18 protein-coding genes are annotated in these 18429 nt (G+C 71.3%); 11 read left to right on the forward strand and 7 right to left on the reverse strand.

All coding sequences use genetic code 11. The annotated features are described in order from the left end of the window. Nucleotides 1–353 precede the first annotated feature (353 nt). The 6 genes from ACWGIG_RS23910 to ACWGIG_RS23935 form a co-directional block, all read right to left on the reverse strand. Nucleotides 354–1109: an SDR family oxidoreductase gene (locus ACWGIG_RS23910; protein WP_453323695.1), complete on the reverse strand. Its 756-nt coding sequence runs from the start codon at nt 1107–1109 to the stop codon at nt 354–356. Nucleotides 1110–1113: 4 nt separating this feature from the next. Beyond that, nucleotides 1114–3045, reverse strand: a complete 1932-nt coding sequence (locus ACWGIG_RS23915) for a glycoside hydrolase family 15 protein (protein ID WP_453323696.1) — start codon at nt 3043–3045, stop codon at nt 1114–1116. A gap of 74 nt (nt 3046–3119) precedes the next feature. After that, nucleotides 3120–3920: an SURF1 family cytochrome oxidase biogenesis protein gene (locus tag ACWGIG_RS23920; protein ID WP_453323697.1), complete on the reverse strand. Its 801-nt coding sequence runs from the start codon at nt 3918–3920 to the stop codon at nt 3120–3122. Between the two features lie 117 nt (nt 3921–4037). Continuing rightward, the gene (locus ACWGIG_RS23925; protein ID WP_453323698.1) at nt 4038–4271 is read right to left on the reverse strand and encodes a hypothetical protein; all 234 of its coding nucleotides are present in this window, start codon (nt 4269–4271) and stop codon (nt 4038–4040) included. Between the two features lie 64 nt (nt 4272–4335). Further along, nucleotides 4336–5346 (reverse strand): DEDDh family exonuclease, encoded by a 1011-nt coding sequence (locus ACWGIG_RS23930; protein ID WP_453323699.1) that lies wholly within the window; start codon nt 5344–5346, stop codon nt 4336–4338. A gap of 29 nt (nt 5347–5375) precedes the next feature. Beyond that, complete coding sequence (locus ACWGIG_RS23935; RefSeq protein WP_453323700.1) at nt 5376–6020, reverse strand: TetR/AcrR family transcriptional regulator; 645 nt, start codon at nt 6018–6020, stop codon at nt 5376–5378. Nucleotides 6021–6151: 131 nt separating this feature from the next. Between ACWGIG_RS23935 and ACWGIG_RS23940 the strand changes: the two genes are divergently transcribed. The 9 genes from ACWGIG_RS23940 (at nt 6152) to ACWGIG_RS23980 (ending at nt 14421) form a co-directional block, all read left to right on the forward strand. Then, nucleotides 6152–6952 carry an acetoacetate decarboxylase family protein gene (locus ACWGIG_RS23940; RefSeq protein ID WP_453323701.1) on the forward strand — a complete coding sequence of 267 codons (801 nt, stop codon included), beginning with the start codon at nt 6152–6154 and terminating at the stop codon, nt 6950–6952. After that, the gene (locus ACWGIG_RS23945; protein WP_453323702.1) at nt 6952–7845 is read left to right on the forward strand and encodes an SDR family oxidoreductase; all 894 of its coding nucleotides are present in this window, start codon (nt 6952–6954) and stop codon (nt 7843–7845) included. The genes ACWGIG_RS23940 and ACWGIG_RS23945 overlap by 1 nt, the downstream gene beginning before the upstream one ends. A 7-nt stretch (nt 7846–7852) precedes the next feature. Continuing rightward, nucleotides 7853–9133 carry an amidohydrolase family protein gene (locus tag ACWGIG_RS23950; protein ID WP_453323703.1) on the forward strand — a complete coding sequence of 427 codons (1281 nt, stop codon included), beginning with the start codon at nt 7853–7855 and terminating at the stop codon, nt 9131–9133. Nucleotides 9134–9222: 89 nt separating this feature from the next. Next, on the forward strand, nt 9223–10464 hold the full coding sequence (locus tag ACWGIG_RS23955; protein ID WP_453323704.1) for an amidohydrolase family protein: 1242 nt from the start codon (nt 9223–9225) through the stop codon (nt 10462–10464). Between the two features lie 25 nt (nt 10465–10489). After that, nucleotides 10490–11275 carry a VIT1/CCC1 transporter family protein gene (locus ACWGIG_RS23960; protein WP_453323705.1) on the forward strand — a complete coding sequence of 262 codons (786 nt, stop codon included), beginning with the start codon at nt 10490–10492 and terminating at the stop codon, nt 11273–11275. 103 nt (nt 11276–11378) lie between these two features. After that, complete coding sequence (locus ACWGIG_RS23965) at nt 11379–11639, forward strand: Clp protease N-terminal domain-containing protein (RefSeq protein ID WP_453323706.1); 261 nt, start codon at nt 11379–11381, stop codon at nt 11637–11639. An 83-nt stretch (nt 11640–11722) separates the two neighbouring features. After that, complete coding sequence (locus ACWGIG_RS23970) at nt 11723–12616, forward strand: sterol desaturase family protein (protein ID WP_453323707.1); 894 nt, start codon at nt 11723–11725, stop codon at nt 12614–12616. After that, nucleotides 12613–13356, forward strand: a complete 744-nt coding sequence (locus ACWGIG_RS23975; RefSeq protein WP_453323708.1) for a lysoplasmalogenase — start codon at nt 12613–12615, stop codon at nt 13354–13356. The genes ACWGIG_RS23970 and ACWGIG_RS23975 overlap by 4 nt, the downstream gene beginning before the upstream one ends. Before the next feature lie 18 nt (nt 13357–13374). Further along, nucleotides 13375–14421, forward strand: a complete 1047-nt coding sequence (locus ACWGIG_RS23980; protein ID WP_453323709.1) for a zinc-dependent alcohol dehydrogenase family protein — start codon at nt 13375–13377, stop codon at nt 14419–14421. A 151-nt stretch (nt 14422–14572) separates the two neighbouring features. Here ACWGIG_RS23980 and ACWGIG_RS23985 read toward each other — a convergent pair whose 3' ends face one another. Further along, entirely contained in the window at nt 14573–16105 is a 1533-nt protein-coding gene (locus ACWGIG_RS23985) for a S8 family serine peptidase (RefSeq protein WP_453323710.1), read from the reverse strand. A 256-nt stretch (nt 16106–16361) separates the two neighbouring features. Here ACWGIG_RS23985 and ACWGIG_RS23990 point away from each other — a divergent pair, with 256 nt between their 5' ends. Both ACWGIG_RS23990 and ACWGIG_RS23995 read left to right on the forward strand, forming a co-directional pair. After that, a complete protein-coding gene (locus tag ACWGIG_RS23990; RefSeq protein WP_453323711.1) occupies nt 16362–16727 on the forward strand; it encodes a DUF485 domain-containing protein in 366 nt (121 codons plus the stop codon). A gap of 8 nt (nt 16728–16735) precedes the next feature. Continuing rightward, nucleotides 16736–18379: a solute symporter family protein gene (locus ACWGIG_RS23995; protein WP_453323712.1), complete on the forward strand. Its 1644-nt coding sequence runs from the start codon at nt 16736–16738 to the stop codon at nt 18377–18379. Nucleotides 18380–18429: the final 50 nt, after the last annotated feature.

Here is an 18429-nt window from a genome sequence, read left to right on the forward strand (position 1 = left end):
TGGGCAGCGGGGCCGCCCCCCGGGGGCGGGACGGGTGGGCAAGGGGGCGGCCCCCCACGCGGAGCCCCGCCCCCTTGCTCCGGCACACGCACCGGTGCGGGCCGGTGGGCCGCTTCGCGGGATGGCCCCTCCCCGCCCCTTCCCCTAAACCGCTCGCCGCGGGGCGGGAAAGGGGCACGGCTCGCGCCCGGTGGGGGGCTGGGGTCCCGGGCTGCGCCCGGTGCACGGCTGCGCCGCGCGTCCTCAAACGCCGGACGGGCTGAAAGGGTGCCGGACGGGCTGAAAGGGTGCCGGGCGGGCTGAAAGGCGCCGGGTGGGCTGGAGGTGCCGGGCGGGCTGAGGATGTTCCGGCCTCAGAAGCCGTGTCGTGCGCCCCCGTCCACCGGCAGCATGACCCCCGTCACGTACGACGCCGCCGGTGAGAGGAGGAATGCTGCCGTTCGGCCGAACTCCTCCGCCGTCCCGTACCGGCGCAGCGGGATGCGTGCCTCGTGGGTGGCCCGGGCCGCGTCGGGATCTGCGGCGAGGGAGTCCAGGTAGCGGACCCGGTCCGTGTCGATGCGGGCCGGAAGCAGGCCGACCACGCGGATCCCGCGCGGCCCGACCTCCTCGGAGAGCGACTTCGCGAAGCCCGCGAGGCCCGGGCGCAGGCCGTTGGAGATGGTCAGGCCGGGGATCGGCTCGTGGACGGACGCCGAGAGGACGAAGGCGATCACGCCGCCTTCGGAGAGGGAGCCGGCCGCCGCGCGGGCGAGTCGTACCGCGCCCAGGAAGACGGACTCGAACGCGTCCCGCCACTGCTCGTCGGTGTTGTCCGCGGCCCCGCCGGCCGGCGGACCACCGACGCTGATGAGGATGCCGTCGAACCGGCCGAAGCGGCTGCGGGCCTCCTCGACGAGGCGGGCGGCCGTTTCCGGGTCGGCGTTGTCCGCGGCCAGGGGCACCGCGTTCGGTCCCAGTTCGCCCGCCGCTGCCGTGAGGGCCTTCTCGTCGCGCGCGGTGAGGAGCACCTTCGCGCCGTCCGCCACCAGTTCGCGCGCGGCGGCGAAGCCCAGGCCACGGCTCGCTCCGGTGACGACGTACACACGGTCCTTCAGTCCAAGATCCATGGCGCTATCCTGCACCCTCCCGGCCGGCGGCCTCACCCCGGCCCGTCTCCTCCCTGGCCAGTGCCTGGGCCGTGCCCACCAGACCGATGTGGCTGAACGCCTGCGGGAAGTTGCCCAGCTGGCGGCCCGCCACCGGGTCGTACTCCTCGGCCAGCAGCCCCACGTCGTTGCGCAGGGCGAGCAGCTTCTCGAAGAGTTCGCGGGCCTCCTTCACCCGCCCCGTGAGCAGCAGCGCGTCCGCCAGCCAGTACGAGCAGACCAGGAACGCGCCCTCGCCGCCGGGCAGTCCGTCGACCCGGTTGCCCCGCAGGGACTCGTCGGCGCTGTAGCGCCGGAGGAAGGCGCCGCCCCGGCCGAGTTCCGCGCGTACCGCTTCCACCGTGCCCACCACCCGCGGGTCGTCCGGCGGGAGGAAGCCGACCTGGGGGATGAGGAGGGCGGCGGCGTCGAGTTCCGCCGAGCCGTACGACTGGGTGAAGGTGTTGCGCTCCGGGTCGTAGCCCTTCTCGCACACCTCCCGGTGCACCTCGTCGCGCATCGTCCGCCAGCGCGCCGCGTCCCCCGGCAGCGTGGGGTCCGCCTCCAGGGTGCGTACCGCGCGGTCGGCGGCGACCCACGCCATGACCTTGGAGTGCACGAAGTGGCGGCGCGGACCGCGCACTTCCCACATCCCCTCGTCCGGCTCGCGCCACATCGACTCCAGGAAGCCGAGGAGGCTGAGCTGGAGGTTCCAGGCGTGCGGCTTGGCGGCGAGGCCCGCCTCCCGCGCCACGTACAGGGAGTCGACGACCTCCCCGTACACGTCCAGCTGGAACTGGTCGGCGGCGATGTTGCCGATCCGGACGGGGGACGACCCCTCGTACCCCGCCAGCCACGGCAGTTCCAGCTCGGGCAGCCGCCGCTCGCCCGAGATTCCGTACATGATCTTCAGATCGGCGGGGTCACCGGCGACCGCGCGCAGCAGCCAGTCGCGCCACTGCGCCGCCTCGTCGAGGTATCCGGCGGAGACCAGCGAGCCGAGCGTGAGGGTGGAGTCGCGCAGCCAGCAGTACCGGTAGTCCCAGTTCCGGACGCCGCCGATCTCCTCGGGGAGCGAGGTCGTGGGGGCGGCGACGATGCCGCCGGTGGGGGCGTAGGTGAGGGCCTTGAGGGTGATGAGGGAGCGCACCACGGCTTCCCTGTAGGGGCCTTCGTACGTGCACTTGGCCGCCCACTCCTCCCAGTCCTCAAGGCTGTGCTCCAGGGACTCGTACGGGTCGATGAGCGGCGGGCGGGGCTCGTGGGACGGGTGCCAGGTGAGGACGAACGCGACCTGCTCGCCCTCGCGGACGGTGAAGGCGGAGCGGGTGCTGTACTGCTGACCCCATGTCCTGACATGGGGAGCAGGACCGGCGTCCCCGTCCGTGTCGGCGTCCGGGCCTGTGCCGGCGTCCGCATCCGCGTCCGTGCCGGCGTCCGCATGCGAGGTGCCTGCCGCCCGTGGCACGTCGCGCAGCCAGATCGCGTCCGGGCCCGCGACCGCGACCCGGTGGCCGTCGGTGCGGCGCACCCACGGCACGATGTTCCCGTAGTCGAAGCGCAGCCGGAGCGCCGAGTGCACGGTGACCTTGCCGGACAGGCCCTCCACGATGCGTACGACATCGGGGGCCCGGTCGCGCTGCGGCATGAAGTCGGTGACCTTGATGCTGCCCGACCGGGTCTCCCACACCGTCTCCAGGACCAGTGAATTGCCCCGGTAGGAGCGGGAGGTGCAGTTGCCCGCTCCCTCGGGGGCCAGCCGCCAGTGCCCGTTCTCCGCGTCGCCGAGCAGCGCGGCGAAACAGGCGGCGGAGTCGAAGCGGGGCAGGCAGAGCCAGTCGACGGAACCGTCGCGGCCGACCAGGGCCGCGGTCTGGAGGTCCCCGATGAGCGCGTAGTCCTCGATGCGTTGGGTCACGCTCAGGCGTCTTCCCGGCGGGGCGCGGAGCTAAGCAGCCACATCGGTCACGCAGCGGTACTTCCTGGGGAGCGTTAGGCGGGGGCGGTGGCGGGTTCCTCGGCCGCGGCGTCCTGCCGGGCCAGCGCCGCCGCGTCCCGCTCGCGCTTCTCGCGCCGTACGAGAATGACCCAGCCGACCGGGACGGCCGCCGCGAACAGCCACCACTGCACGGCGTACGCCATGTGCGGGCCGATCGCGTCGGACTCCGGCTCGACGATCGGCTCCGGGCTGCCGTCGTGCGGGGCGGGCGAGGTCAGTTCGAGGTAGCCGCCGAGTACCGGGCGGCCGAGCAGCTTGGACTGCTGGGCGCTGTTGATCAGCATGACGTGCCGCGGCGGCAGTCCTTCGAGGTCCTTGATGCCGCTGCCGGACGTCGTCTCGTCCGCCTTGAGGCGGCCGGTGACGGTGACTTCGCCCTTGGGCGGCGCCGGGATGATCGGGAAGGCCTGCTGGTCGGCTCCGAACGAGACCCAGCCGCGGTTGACGAGGAGGGTGCCGCCGCCCTTGAGGTCCAGCGGTGTCAGGACGTGGAAGCCGACCTTGTCGTCGGCGGAGGTCCTGCGCCGTACGACGACCTCGTGCGCGGTGTCGAAGGTGCCGGTGGCGGTCGCCCCCCGCCAGAAGTCGGCGGTGGGGACGGTGTGGCCCGGCGAGGTGAGCTCGGTCACGGGCTTCGGCTTCGCCCTGAGGTTCCCGGCGATCAGCTGGTTCTGCGCGACCTTGTGCTCGTGGCGGTGGAACTGCCAGAAGCCGAGCTCAACCATCGCGGGGATGAGGACCAGCGCCAGGAGGGTGAGGATCACCCACTGCCGGGTCAACAGGAAGCGGTACACGCTTTGACGGTACCTGGCGCGAGAAGTCCCCCGGTGGGCGGGTTGCCCGAGCCGGGGGACGCGACCTGTGTGCGGGTCCGGGGAGGCCGGGGCCGGGGCCGGGAGCAGGTCCGGGCCTCACACCTTGTCGACGATGCCCACCTTCCCCTCCGCCCGGGAGCAGTGCGCACCGCAGTACCACTGGCCCTCGACCTCGACGCCCTGGCCGATGATGCGGCACCGGCAGTGCTCGCAGATCGGGGCCATCCGGTGGATGGCGCAGGCGAAACAGTCGAAGACGTGCATCGCGCCCTGCGCGTGCACCTCGAAGGACATGCCGTAGTCGTTTCCGCAAACCTCGCATCGTGCCATGCGCCACAGGGTGCAGGCCGGGGGCGGGCGGGAGGTGCAGGCCCGCCCGTCACGGGCCCGTGCGTCACCCGTCCGACGGTGCGGGGGCCACGTCGCGCAGCAGATGTGTGTACGCGGCCTCGTCGACGACCGGCGTGCCGAAGGACTTGGCCTTGACCGTCTTGGACGTCGCCGAGTCCGGGTCGTTGGTGACGAGGAGGCTCGTCAGTCGCGACACGCTCGACGCGACGTGCAGTCCCGCCTCGACCGTACGGTCCTCCAGGAGGTCGCGGTCCACCGACGTGTCGCCGGAGAATGCCACCCGCATCCCCTGCATCAGGGGCTTGTCCGCCCGGTAGCGCCCGGGGTTGGGATGCGGGCAGGCGGGCCGCTTGCGCGAGGGCCGCCAACTGGCCTGGCCGCCGCCACCTGTTCCGCCGTTCCCGCCGTACGAAGCCTGGTAGCCGATCCGCGGCTTGGCGGGCGCGTCCGACCACTCGGTCAGCGGCCTGCACTCCAGGAGCGGCAGCCGGACCCCGCCCTGCGCCGCCGCGTGCAGGCTCGGCCGGAACGCCTCGGCGAGCACCCGCGCGTCGTCCAGCGCGTGGTGCGCGTGCTGCTGCACGACGCCGAAGTGCGCGGCCAGCGACGCCAGCTTGTGGTTGGGCAGCGGCAGCGCCAGCTCCTTGGAGAGCGCGATGGTGCACAGCCGCTGCCGCACCGGGGCGGTGTGCCCGGCCCGTGCGTACTCCCGGGCGAGCATCGACCAGTCGAACATCGCGTTGTGTGCGACGAGCACCCGACCGTCGAGCCGCTCGGACAGCTCGCCCACGATCTCCGGGAACAGCGGTGCGCCGCTCAGCACGTCGCTGGTCAGGCCGTGGATCCAGGTCGGCCCCGGATCCCGCTCGGGGTTGACCAGGGTGTACCAGTGGTCGACGACGTCGCCGTGCGCGTCCAGCCGGTAGACGGCAGCGGAGATTATGCGGTCGTCGCGGGAGAGCCCGGTGGTCTCCACGTCGACGACCGCGTACCCCTGCGGGTAGGCGGTCGGCCAGGGTGCTGCCGCTGTCGTCTGGTCATCGAGCATGGTCACAGAGAATACGGGCCGGGACCGACAGTCCCCTATTCGCCCAGCCCGGAGCCCCTGCCCGCCCGGCCCACCAGCGACTCCACCAGCGCCCGCACCGACACCACGAACAGCTTCTCCGAGTCCACAGGACCCGCCAGCGCCCGTGCCAGGCCCGGGTCCTGCTCCGCCGCCGCCTCGTCCCACAGGTCCTCCTCGCCGGGGTGCTGCGCGGGCGAGCGCTCGCGGTTGCGCTCGACCAGGACGTACCCGACGACCTGGTACTGGACCGCCCGTACGGCCTCCGCCGCGCGCGCACCGCGCAGGCCCGCCGCGTGCACCTCGTGCACCAGGGCCTGCTGGGCGGGCAGGAACATCCGCTCGGTCAGTCCGCGTTCGTGGACCATCGCCACCAGGTGCGGGTGCGCGCGCAGATCGCGGCGCAGGGCGCGGGCGACGGAGACGATGCGCTCGCCGGGGGTGCGCCCGCGCGGCCGGATGGCGGCCAGCTCGTGGACGGTGCGCTCGACGAGGGCGTCGAGGAGGGCCTCGCGGTTGCCGACGTGCCAGTAGATCGAGGTGACCGCAGTGCCCAGCTCGGCGGCCAGTTTGCGCATGGTGAGGGCGTCCGGGCCGTGCTGCCTGACGTACCGGGCGGCGGCGACGAGCACTTCCTCGCGGGTGAGCGACGCTCTCGTCATCAGTTCCCCAGGCTCGGCATCAGGTCCTCAACTTCCTTTGCTGCACGGCTCTTTACCCTTCATCGCCACTGCTGTAACTGTGTTACAGGACCGACCCGAGAACGGCACGACCGACGAAGGGTGGTACGGCGATGACACGCGTACGGTACGGAGCGCGCACCGAGGCCGAGATCGATGCGGCGCGCACCAGGAGCTCCAAGCTCCCCGACATCTGGTCCACCGGTGTGGTGGCGGTGTGGGAGAGCGACCCCGACGCGGTGGCGGCCGTCCTGCCGCCGCCCCTCAAACCCACCGGCCGGCCCCTGGTCCGCGCCAACATCAGCAAGGTCGACCTGCCGGGCTACCCGCTCGGCGCGGGCTCGGTGGCGGTCGCCGCCGAGTACGGCGGGCGCGAGGGCTGGTACCCCCTGGTCATGCCGATGACCCACGAGCGGGCGCTGATCGGCGGACGCGAGGTGTTCGGCGAGCCGAAGAAGCTCGGCGAGGTGACCGTGGAGCGCGAAGGCCTGGTCCTGCGGGCGTCCCTCGCGCGGCACGGGATCGCCTTCGTGGAGGTGCGCGGCGCGGTGGACGGAGTGCTTCCGGTGCCGGAGGAGCCCATCGAGAAGATCGACTTCTACTTCAAGTTCCTGCCCGCCGTGGACGGGCACGGCTTCGACGCGGACCCGGTCCTCGTGCAGTGCACGCGGCACGAGAAGGTGCGCAGGCTGGAGAAGGTGAGCGGTGACGTCGTGCTCCGCGAGTCGATGTACGACCCCGTGGCAGACCTCCCCGTCCGCCGCCTCGTAGAGATCACGCTCGGCGAGAAGACCAGCGACCAGAGCGGCAAGGTCGTCGAACGGGTCGACGCGCAGGCCCTGTTGCCGTACATCCACCAGCGCTACGACGACCCGCAGCAGATCCTCGACGGCCCGCCGGAAGGGAGCGTCTGATGGAGCTGCGGGCGGGACAGGTCGCCGTCGTCACCGGCGCCGCGAGCGGCATCGGGCTCGCGATGGCGCGGCGGTTCGCCGACGAAGGGCTCAAGGTCGTCCTCGCGGACGTCGAGGAGGGCGCGCTCGACAAGGCCGCCGCCGAGCTCCGGGAGGGCGGGGCGCAGGTCCTGGCGCGCGTCGTGGACGTCAGCGAGCGCGACTCCGTGCGGGAGCTGGCGGACGCCTCGTACGACACCTTCGGCGCGGTGCACGTGCTGTGCAACAACGCCGGTGTCGGGTCCGGCGCCGAGGGCCGCATGTGGGAGCACGAGCCGAACGACTGGAAGTGGGCGTTCGCCGTCAACGTCTGGGGCGTCTTCCACGGCGTGCAGGCCTTCGTGCCGCGCATGCTGGCGGGCGGCGCACCGGGGCACATCGTCAACACGTCGTCGGGGGACGGCGGCATCGCACCGCTGCCGACCGCCTCCGTGTACGCCGTCACCAAGTCCGCCGTCGTGACCCTGACCGAGTCGCTGTACGCGCACCTCAAGGCGGAGCAGGCGCAGGTGGGCGCCTCGGTGCTGTTCCCGGGGCCGCACATGCTGCGCACCGGCCTGTGGGAGTCGCACCGCAACCGGCCCCCGCGCTATGCCAAGGAGCGCCCGCGCAAGTCGCCGTACCGCAGCCTCGAACAGTGGGAGGCGGCGATGAAGGAGGCGGGCCGGGAGATCGAGTTCACGCCGGTCGAGGAGGTCGCGGGGACCGTCGTGGACGGGATCAGGGCGGACCGCTTCTGGATGCTCCCCGCGAGCGAGCACAGCGACCGGCAGATCCGGGCGCGGTCGCAGTCGATGCTGGACCGCGCCAATCCGTCGTACCTGGAGAACTTCATCCTCGACCGAGAGGCGTGAGCGCACCATGACCGATCGGGACCCCTACCTGATCATTTCCTCCGACTGCCACGCCGGTCTGCCGACCGAGCAGTACCGGCCCTACCTGGACAGCGCCTTCCACCGCGACTTCGACGAATTCCTCGGGCAGCGCGATGCCCGCCGCGAGGCGATGACCCGGCTCGGCGTCCGTAACGAGGCCTTCGCCACCAAGTGGTTCCAGGACAACGAGGAAGGCCTGCGCGGCGGCTGGGACAGCGCCCAGCGCCTCAAGGAACTGGACGGCGACGGGGTGGCCGCCGAGGTCGTCTTCCCGGACGCCGACGCCGTCGACAGCCAGACCGCGGCCCCCTTCGGCGTCGGGCTCGGCCTCTCCGGCGACCAGGACCCGGCGCTCGGTATGGCGGGCGCGCAGGCGCACAACCGGTGGCTCGCGGAGTTCGTCGGAGAGAACCCGGATCGCCACTGCGGCGTCGCCCTCCTCCCCGTCACGGCCGAGGTCGGCAAGGTCGTCGCCGAGGTCCACCGCGCCAAGGAGTCCGGCCTCGGCGCCCTGATGATCCCCTCGATGTGGGTCGACAAGGCGCCCTACCACGACCGGCGTTACGACCCGGTGTGGGCGGCGGCGGCCGAGACGGGCATGCCGGTCGTCACCCACTCGGGCGCCGCACCCCGGCACGAGTACGGCGACCACCTCGGCATCTACGTCAGCGAAGTGACGTGGTGGCCGGCCCGCCCGCTGTGGTTCCTGCTCTGGTCGGGGGCCTTCGAGCGGCACCCCGGCCTCAAGTTCGGGGTGGCGGAGTCCGGTTGCTGGTGGCTGCCGAACCAGCTGTGGTTCATGGACCGGCTCTACCTGGGCTCGCACGGCGGCAAGAAGCTCTCGCCGTTCCCCGAGCTGAAGCGCTCCCCGAGCGAGTACCTGGACCGGCAGGTGTTCGTCTGTGCCACGAACACCAAGAGGCGCGAGCTCGCCCAGCGGTACGAGATCGGCGTCGACAACATCCTCTGGGGCAGCGACTTCCCGCACCCCGAAGGCACCTGGCCCAAGACCCGCGAGTGGCTGAAGAACACCTTCCACGACATCCCGGTCACCGAGACCCGCCGCATCCTGGGCCTCGCGGCGGCCGACGTCTTCGGCTTCGACACGCAGAAGCTGGCGCCGCTCGCCCGCCGGATCGGGCCGACGCCCGACGAACTGGGCCAGCCGCAGGACCAGGCGGCGGTGGAACACTCCTGGTCCAAGTCCCGCGAGGTGGGCCGCCACTGGCTCACCGACCACGACTTCCCGCAGATCGGGGTCCTGTGATGGCCAGGCCCGTGACGACCGGCGACCCGCAACCGGACCGCGCTGTGCCGGACCGCGCTGTGCCGGACCGCGCTGTGCCGGACCACGCTGTGCCGGACCACGCTGTGCCGGACCACTACACCGTGATCTCCGCCGACTGCCACGCCGGCGCCGACCTCCTCGACTACAGGCCGTACCTGGAGAAGAAGCACCACGCCGACTTCGACGCCTGGGCGGCCACCTACACCAACCCCTACGAGGACCTCCTCGCCGACACCGCCGACCGCAACTGGAACTCCGCCCGCCGTCTCGCCGAGCTGGAGGCCGACGGCATCGTCGCCGAGGTCGTCTTCCCGAACACCATCCCGCCGTTCTTCCCCTCCGCCTCTTTGATGGCACCCGCGCCCACCAGGGAGGAGTACGAGCAGCGGTGGGCCGGTCTGCGCGCCCACAACCGCTGGCTCACCGACTTCTGCGCGGAAGCGCCGGGCCGCAGGGCGGGCGTCGCGCAGATCCTCCTCAACGACGTCGACGAGGCGGTACGGGAGATCCGTCGCAGCAAGGAGGCGGGCCTGACCGGCGGCGTGCTCCTGCCGGGCGCCCCGCCGGGCTCCGGCATCCCGGAGCTCTACTCGGCCTCGTACGACCCGATCTGGGCGGTCTGCGAGGAACTGGAGGTCCCGGTCAACCACCACGGCGGGTCGGCGTCCCCGCCGCTCGGCGACGAACCGGCCGCCCGCGCCGTCTTCATGGTCGAGACGACGTGGTTCTCGCACCGGGCGCTCTGGCACCTCGTCTTCGGCGGCGCCTTCACCCGGCACCCGGGGCTGCGGCTGGTCCTCACCGAACAGGGCTCCGGGTGGATCCCCGGCATCGTCGAGATGCTGGACTACTACCACTCGCGGCTCGTCGCGGCGGCGACGAAGGCGGCCACCGCCGAGTCCAGGTTCGGCGCGGGGCTCGCCGCCTCCATGGGAAGCAGCCCCAGCGAGGTGTGGCGCGACAACTGCTTCGTCGGCGCCAGCTTCATGCGTCCTCATGAGGTGCCGCTGCGCCACAGGATCGGCCTCGACAAGATCATGTGGGGCAGCGACTACCCGCACGACGAGGGCACCGCCCCCTACTCGCGGGAGGGCCTGCGCATCGCGTACGCGGGGCTGCCTCAAGAGGAGGTCGCCGCGATGGTCGGCGGCAACGCCGCCCGCGTGTACGGATTCGACCTGGACGCCCTCGGCGCGGTCGCCGCCGAGGTGGGGCCGACCGTCGAGGAGATCGCGCGGCCTCTTGAGGAGGTCCCGGCGGACGCGACGAGCCCCGCCTTCGCGCCGGGCGGGTCGGTACGCGTCTGGTGAGCCCGGCAGTGGCATCGTCCCCGGCATGACGGACGAGCAGGGCAGCCGCGGGCCCACGGGCGGCCGAGGGCCCAAGGACAGTCACGAGCCGGACGGCGGCCACGGGCCCGACGGACGCTACGAGCCCCACCACGAGGACCTCGGCTCCCGCCTCAACTGGCTGCGGGCCGGGGTCCTCGGTGCGAACGACGGCATCGTCTCCACCGCGGGCCTCGTCGTCGGCGTGGCAGGCGCCACCGACTCCCGCGCCACGCTCCTGACGGCGGGCCTGGCCGGGCTCCTGGCCGGCTCCATGTCGATGGCGGCGGGCGAGTACGTCTCCGTGTCGACCCAGCGCGACGCCGAGAAGGCCGCCCTGACGCTGGAGAAGGAGGAACTGCGCGAACAGCCCGAGGAGGAACTCGACGAGCTGACCGAGCTCCTGGAGAGCCGCGGACTCTCCGCGGAACTGGCCCGCGAGGCCGCCGAGCAGCTCACCGAGCGCGACGCCCTGCGTGCCCACGCGCGCGTGGAGCTGGGCATCGACCCCGACGCACTCACCAACCCCTGGCACGCCGCCTGGGCCAGTTTCGCCGCCTTCACGGTCGGGGCGCTGCTCCCGCTGCTCGCGATCGTCCTGCCACCGGAATCCTGGCGGCTTCCCGTCACCGTGGTCTCGGTCCTGCTGGCACTGGCCTTCACCGGCTGGGGGAGCGCCCGTCTCGGGTCGGCCCCGCCGCGCCCGGCGGTGTGGCGGACCATGGCGGGAGGGGCCCTCGCGATGGGAGTGACGTATCTGGCGGGGACGCTGCTGGGAGCGGTGGGCGTATAGGGGCCCGTCCGGCGGATCCTGGCGCCGACGGTCCCGGGAAGCGCCCCGGAAGGAGTGGTTCGCACGGTTCCGTGCCGGGCGCGAATCGGTCACCATGGCACGTATGCGAGACGAGCGAACTCCCCGTTCCACGCCCCGATTCGACGCCCTCGTCGCCGAGGCGGGCCGGATCGCCGTAGGGCTCGGTCACCAGCACACCGGTGCCGAGCACCTCATGATGGCGCTCCTGCGCGACCCCGACGCCGTACCGACGCAGGTCCTCGCCGAGCTCGTCGACCCGGTCGAGATCGACAAGCGGCTGCTGACGCTGGTCACCTCGCCGACGTACCACGAGAACCGGCACACGGACCGGCCGCACCCCTGATCACCGCTCCTGACAGAACCTCTCACATACTTGTCGGTAACAACCCCTAGTCGGGCCCCCGCCTGCGGCTCTATCGTGCGGGCATGCCGAACCTGCCCGATGTCGTGCTGTGGTCGATACCCGCCTTCGTCCTGCTCACCGTGCTCGAAATCGTGAGCTACCGCCTGCACCCCGACGACGACGCCGAGGGGTACGAGACCAAAGACGCCGCCACCAGCATCGCCATGGGGCTCGGCAGCATCGGCTTCGACCTCCTCTGGAAGATCCCGATCGTCGCGGTCTACACCGCGGTGTACGAGCTGACGCCCGCGCGCATCCCCGTCCTGTGGTGGACGATCCCGCTGATGCTGCTCGCGCAGGACTTCTTCTACTACTGGTCGCACCGCGGCCACCACGTCGTACGCATCCTGTGGGCCTGCCACGTGGTCCACCACTCCAGCCGGAAGTTCAACTTCACCACCGCGCTGCGCCAGCCCTGGACGACCCTCACCGTCTGGCCGTTCTACCTGCCGCTGATCGCCTGCGGAGTGCACCCGGCGGCCCTCGCGTTCTGCTCGTCCGCGAACCTCGTCTACCAGTTCTGGGTGCACACCGAGCGGGTCGGCAAGCTGCCGCGGCCCTTCGAGTACGTACTCAACACGCCCTCGCACCACCGGGTGCACCACGCCTCGCAGGGCGGCTACCTCGACCGCAACTTCGGCGGCATCCTGATCGTCTGGGACCGGCTCTTCCGCTCCTTCGTGCGCGAGGGCGACCGTCCCGTCTACGGGCTGACCAAGAACATCGAGACCTACAACCCGCTGCGCGTCGCCACCCACGAGTACGCCGCCATCGCCCGCGACGTGCGGGCCGCGCGGACCTGGCGGGAGCGGGCGGGGCGCGTCTTCGGCGGGCCGGGCTGGCAGCCGAGGACGGCGCCCGGGACGGCCGCGACCGGACCGACCACCCCCGCGCAGCAGCCGGAGCCGGCCGCATGAGCCCCGAGAGCCGCCCCGGCGGCACGGCCCTAGCAGGCCGGACGAGCCGCGAGACGCTCGCCACCGGGCTCCTCGCCGCCTTCCTCCTCGCCACCGCCGTGGACCTCGCCGGTCTCCTCGCGGACGTCCAGGGCGTGCACCGGGCGGCGAAGCCACTGCTGATGCCGCTGCTCGCCGGACACGTCGCCGCACGCGGCGGACCGCGCCTGCTGATCGCGGCGCTGCTCCTCGGCTGGGGCGGCGACGTCGCCCTCCTCTTCGAGGCGGAACCGGCCTTCATGCTCGGCATGGGCTCCTTCGCCCTGGGGCACGTCTGCTACCTGTTCCTCTTCAAGGGCGCGCCGATGCGCCGCCCGCTCGGCGCCGCCTACGCCCTCGCGCTGGTGGGCACGGTGGCACTGCTCTGGTCCGACCTGCCCGCGGATCTGCGCATCCCGGTCGCCGGGTACAGCCTGCTGCTCACCGTCATGGCCTTCCGCGCGAGCGGCCTCGGGGTGTACGCGGGCGTCGGCGGCGCCCTGTTCCTGCTGTCCGACACCCTCATCGCGACCGGCGTCGCCCAGTGGCCGCAGCTGCCCGCACCCGACTTCTGGGTGATGGCCACCTATGCGGCGGCGCAGTGTCTGCTGGCCTTCGGGGTGCTCGGCGCGAGGGGGCCGGCCATCGGGGAGAAGGACGCCGGGGCCCGCCGCGCAGGGGCCACGCCCCGGGCGTACGGTGAAAGGCGCACTGCCCTCTGACCAGCAAGGACGCCCCCCATGCGTGCCACCGTCATCCATGCTCCCCATGACATCCGGGTCGAGGAGGTCCCCGATCCGGTCGTCCAACTGCCCACCGATGTGGTCGTACGGGTGCTCCGCGCCTGCATCTGCGGCAGCGACCTGTGGGCGTACCGGGGAGAGTCGGCCAGGAAGCCGGGACAGCGCATCGGCCACGAGTTCCTCGGCATCGTCGAGGAGGCGGGCGCCGATGTGCGGGCCTTCCGGGTCGGTGACCTGGTCGTCGCGCCGTTCGTCTGGTCCGACGGGACGTGCGACTACTGCGCGGAGGGGCTGACGACCTCCTGCCCGCAGGGCGGCTTCTGGGGCTCCGTCGGCTCCGACGGCGGCCAGGGCGAGGCGGTGCGCGTCCCGCTCGCCGACGGCACCCTCGTCAAGCTGCCCGCCGACGCGGCGTCCGACGACCGGCTGCTGACCGCGCTGACCACCCTCGCCGACGTCATGGGCACCGGCCACCACGCAGCCGTAGGAGCAGGTGTCCGGCCCGGCGGGACCGTCGCGGTCGTCGGGGACGGTGCGGTCGGCCTGTGCGGCGTGCTGGCCGCCAAGCGGCTCGGCGCCGACCGGATCATCGCGATGGGCCGCCACCGCTCCCGTACCGACATCGCCCGTGCCTTCGGCGCCACGGACGTCGTCGCCTCAAGAGGTGACGAAGCGGTCGCCGCCGTCCGGGAGCTGACCGGCGGCCAGGGCGCGCACTCCGTGATCGAGGCGGTCGGCACCGAGCAGTCCATGCACACCGCCGTGTCCATCGCCCGCGACGGCGGCGCCATCGGCTACGTCGGCGTGCCGCACGGCAGCGCCACCGGGGTCGACCTGGGCGTCATGTTCGGCCGGAACATCGCGCTGCGCGGGGGAGTGGCACCGGTACGCGCCTACATCCCGGAACTCCTCACCGACGTCCTCGACGGGACGATCGACCCGTCCCCCGTCTTCGACCTCACCGTCGGCCTCGACGGGGTCCCCGACGGCTACAAGGCGATGGACACCCGCACCGCCCTCAAGGTCCTCGTCAAGCCCCTCTAGCGCCGCGAGCCCCTCGCACCCAAGCTCACGAGGGCCTCGCTTTCAGGGGTGCGGGGAACTGCGCGACCAGCCACGACGAACCCGCAGCCGACCACGCACGCACAGCTCCCCACACCCCCCCCGCGAACGCCTAGCGCCTAGCGCCTAGCGCCTAGCGCACAGCGCGCAGTGCGTCGATGATCCCGGCCCCGTAGAAGCCGTTGTCGTTCACGCCGCCCTTGCAGACCGCGTCGATCTTGCCGTCCTTGTTGATGTCGTACGGCTCACCGCACGCGGTGCTCTCGGCCTGCGTCGTCAGCATGCGCTCCAGCTGCCTCGGAGTGGCGTCCGGGTGCGTCGACTTCAGCAGTGCGAGGACGCCCGAGACGTGCGGGGCCGCCATCGAGGTGCCGTTCTTGTAGCCGTAGCCGCCGCCCGGCACCGTGGAGAGGATCGCGCCGTTGACGGCCGGGCCCTCGGGCTCCTGGTACGCCGTCCGGTCACCGCCCGGCGCCGCCACGTCGACGACACCCTTGCCGTAGCTGGAGTACGACGACTTGAGGTTCTTGGCACCGGTCGCGGAGACCGTCACCACGTCGTCCAGCTGCATCGGGATGTCGAGGCACTTCTTCGGGTCGACGGTCCGGCTGCCCGGGGTGGAGTCGTTGGGGCTCGACGTGTCCAGGATCTCCTTGCCGCCGAGGTCGTAGTTCGAGTTGCCCGCCGAGGCCACGGAGATCGTGCCCTTCTTGTAGGCGAACCGCTGGGCCCGGTCGACCGCCTCCACGAGGGCGCCCTGGTCCGGGTCGTCCTTGCAGTTGAACATCCAAGGGTCGGTGTAATAGCTGTTGTTCGTGATGTCCGCGCCGTGCTCGGCCGCGTACACGAAGGCGCAGACGACGGCCTCGGTGTAGAAGAAGCCGGTCGCGTCGGCGACCTTGATGCCGGAGACCCGGACGTTCGGCGCGACACCGGTGACGCCGACGCCGTTCTTCGCGGCGGCGATGGTGCCCGCCACGTGCGTGCCGTGGTCGGACTCGTCGGCCTTCGGACGCCACACACCCGCCGTGGTGTCCGCCTTGCCGCCGACACAGCTCGCGGAGCCCTTGGCGTCGAAGTTCGGCGCCAGGTCCGGGTGGGTGTCGTCGACACCCGTGTCGATGACGGTGACGTTGACCTTCTTGGAACCGAGGGTCTTCTCGTGCGCCTTGTCCGCGCGGATCTTCGGCAGGGCCCAGAGCAGCGGCTCCAGCGGATCCTGGGCGGCGGACGCCTTCTTCTCGGCGGCCTTCGCCTCGCTCGCGGAGAGCCGCTCCGTGGCGCCCTCGTCGGTGGTCGCGGCTGCCTTGATCGGCGCGGTGCGCGTGGCACCGGCCGACTCCACGCCCCGCACCTTGCGGATCTGCTTCCCGAACTCCGGGTTCTGGGAAGTGACGACGATGACGCCTATTCGGTCGTACGAGGTCACTATGGTGCCGCCGGCCTTGGCTATCGCCTTCTTGACCGACTTCGCCGTCGAGGCACCGCCGTCGACGTTCACGACGTACGACAGCTTGGGGCCGTCCGCGGCGGGTGCCGCGACCGGAGCGTCCTCAAGAGGAGCCGCCGTCGCCGAGGTCATCGGCAGGAAGCCGAGCGAGGCCGTCAGAGCCAGACCGACAGGGATCGCCAGCGCGCGCGACCGTCTGTTTCCCAGATGAGCCATGGGTTCTCCACATCATCCGTGCCGAACGCCCCACCGCCGAGACGCGGTTGGACGGGTACATGACCAGCGAAGCTATCGCTGATCAACGCTCCGTATCAATGAGTTCGGACAATGAGTTCGGAAAAGAAAACGCGCCCGCTGAACCGAGTCGCCACGGGCGCCGTGCCGTTGTCAGGGGGACGCAAGCACCATCCGCCCCCGTCCCAGTGAGGTCCCTTTGACCCGCACCACCGCACCCGCGTCGCGAGGAGAATCCGTGGCTACCGATGCACCACCGCCCGAGGGCGGTCCGGAAACCAGCCCTGCCGGGCCTACGACGGAGCAGTTCGTCGAGGTGCAGGAGAGCGCGGAATTCGGCGAACTGCGCCGTGCCCATCGCTCCTTCGCCTTCCCCCTGACCATTGCCTTCATCGCCTGGTACCTGCTGTACGTACTGATGTCGAACTACGCCGGCGGCTTCATGGGAACGAAGGTCTTCGGCAACATCAACGTCGCACTCGTCTTCGGTCTCGGCCAGTTCCTGACGACCTTCCTCATCGCCTGGTTCTACTCGCGGCACGCGGCGACCAAGCTCGACCCGAAGGCCGCAGCGATCAAGTCCCGCCTGGAGGCCGGAGAATGAACCCCCTCATGCCTGACGCGGTGTCCGTCCACCACATCGGCCTGCAGCTCGCCGCAGGCGAAGGCGCGAGCGAGCACCGCGGCCTGATCATCACCCTCTTCGGCCTGTTCGTCGTCGCGACCCTCGTCATCACCATCTGGGCGGGCAAGCAGACCAAGAGCGCCTCCGACTTCTACGCGGGCGGCCGTCAGTTCACCGGGTTCCAGAACGGCCTGGCGATCTCCGGCGACTACATGTCCGCCGCGTCCTTCCTCGGCATCGCGGGATCCATCGCCCTCTTCGGCTACGACGGCTTCCTGTACTCCATCGGCTTCCTGGTGGCCTGGCTGGTCGCGCTGCTGCTCGTCGCGGAGCCGCTGCGCAACTCCGGCCGTTACACGATGGGCGACGTCCTCGCGTACCGCATGAAGCAGCGCCCGGTCCGTACCGCGGCCGGCACCTCCACCATCGTCGTGTCGATCTTCTACCTGCTCGCGCAGATGGCCGGTGCGGGCGTCCTCGTCTCGCTGCTGCTCGGCATCACCAGCGACGGCGGCAAGGTCGCCATTGTGGCCCTGGTCGGCGTACTGATGATCGTGTACGTCACCATCGGCGGCATGAAGGGCACCACCTGGGTGCAGATGGTCAAGGCCGTCCTGCTGATCGCGGGCACCCTGCTGATCACCTTCCTGATCCTGCTGAAGTTCAACTTCAACGTGTCCGACCTCCTCGGCGCCGCCGCCACCAACAGCGGCAAGGAAGGGTTCCTGGAACCCGGCCTCAAGTACGGCGTCAGCGCGATGTCCAAACTGGACTTCATCTCGCTCGGCATCGCGCTCGTCCTCGGCACCGCGGGCCTGCCGCACATCCTGATCCGCTTCTACACGGTGCCCACCGCACAGGCCGCCCGTAAGTCCGTGAACTGGGCCATCGGCATCATCGGCGCCTTCTACCTGATGACGATCGTGCTGGGCTTCGGCGCCGCGGCGCTCCTCAAGCCGGAGGACATCACCTCCTCCAACAAGGCGGGCAACACCGCGGCGCCGCTCGCCGCACTCGAAATCGGCGGCGGCGCGGGATCCACCGGCGGTGCGATCCTCCTCGCCGTCATCTCGGCCGTCGCCTTCGCCACGATCCTCGCGGTCGTCGCGGGCCTCACCCTCGCCTCGTCGTCCTCGTTCGCGCACGACATCTACGCGAACGTCATCCGGCGCGGCAAGGCCACCGAGAAGGAGGAGATGAAGGCCGCCCGCTGGGCCACCGTCCTCATCGGCATCGTCTCCATCGCGCTGGGCGCACTCGCCCGCGACCTCAACGTCGCAGGACTCGTCGCCCTGGCCTTCGCGGTCGCCGCGTCCGCCAACCTGCCGACGATCCTCTACAGCCTCTTCTGGAAGCGCTTCACCACCCAGGGCGCGCTGTGGTCGATCTACGGCGGCCTCTTCACCGCGGTGTTCCTCGTGCTCTTCTCGCCGGTCGTTTCCGGCAAGCCGACCTCGATGTTCAAGGGCGTCGACTTCGCCTGGTTCCCGCTGGAGAACCCGGGCCTGATCTCGATCCCGCTGGGCTTCCTGCTCGGCTGGCTCGGCTCGGTCCTCTCCAAGGAGGAGCCGGACAAGGGCAAGTACGCCGAGCTGGAGGTCAAGTCCCTGACGGGCACCGGCGCGCACTGACCCGCCCGCGTTCGTACGTACCGCCGGGGCCGCGTCGTAGAGTCCTACGA

Source organism: Streptomyces sp. NPDC054863, from assembly GCF_053610825.1.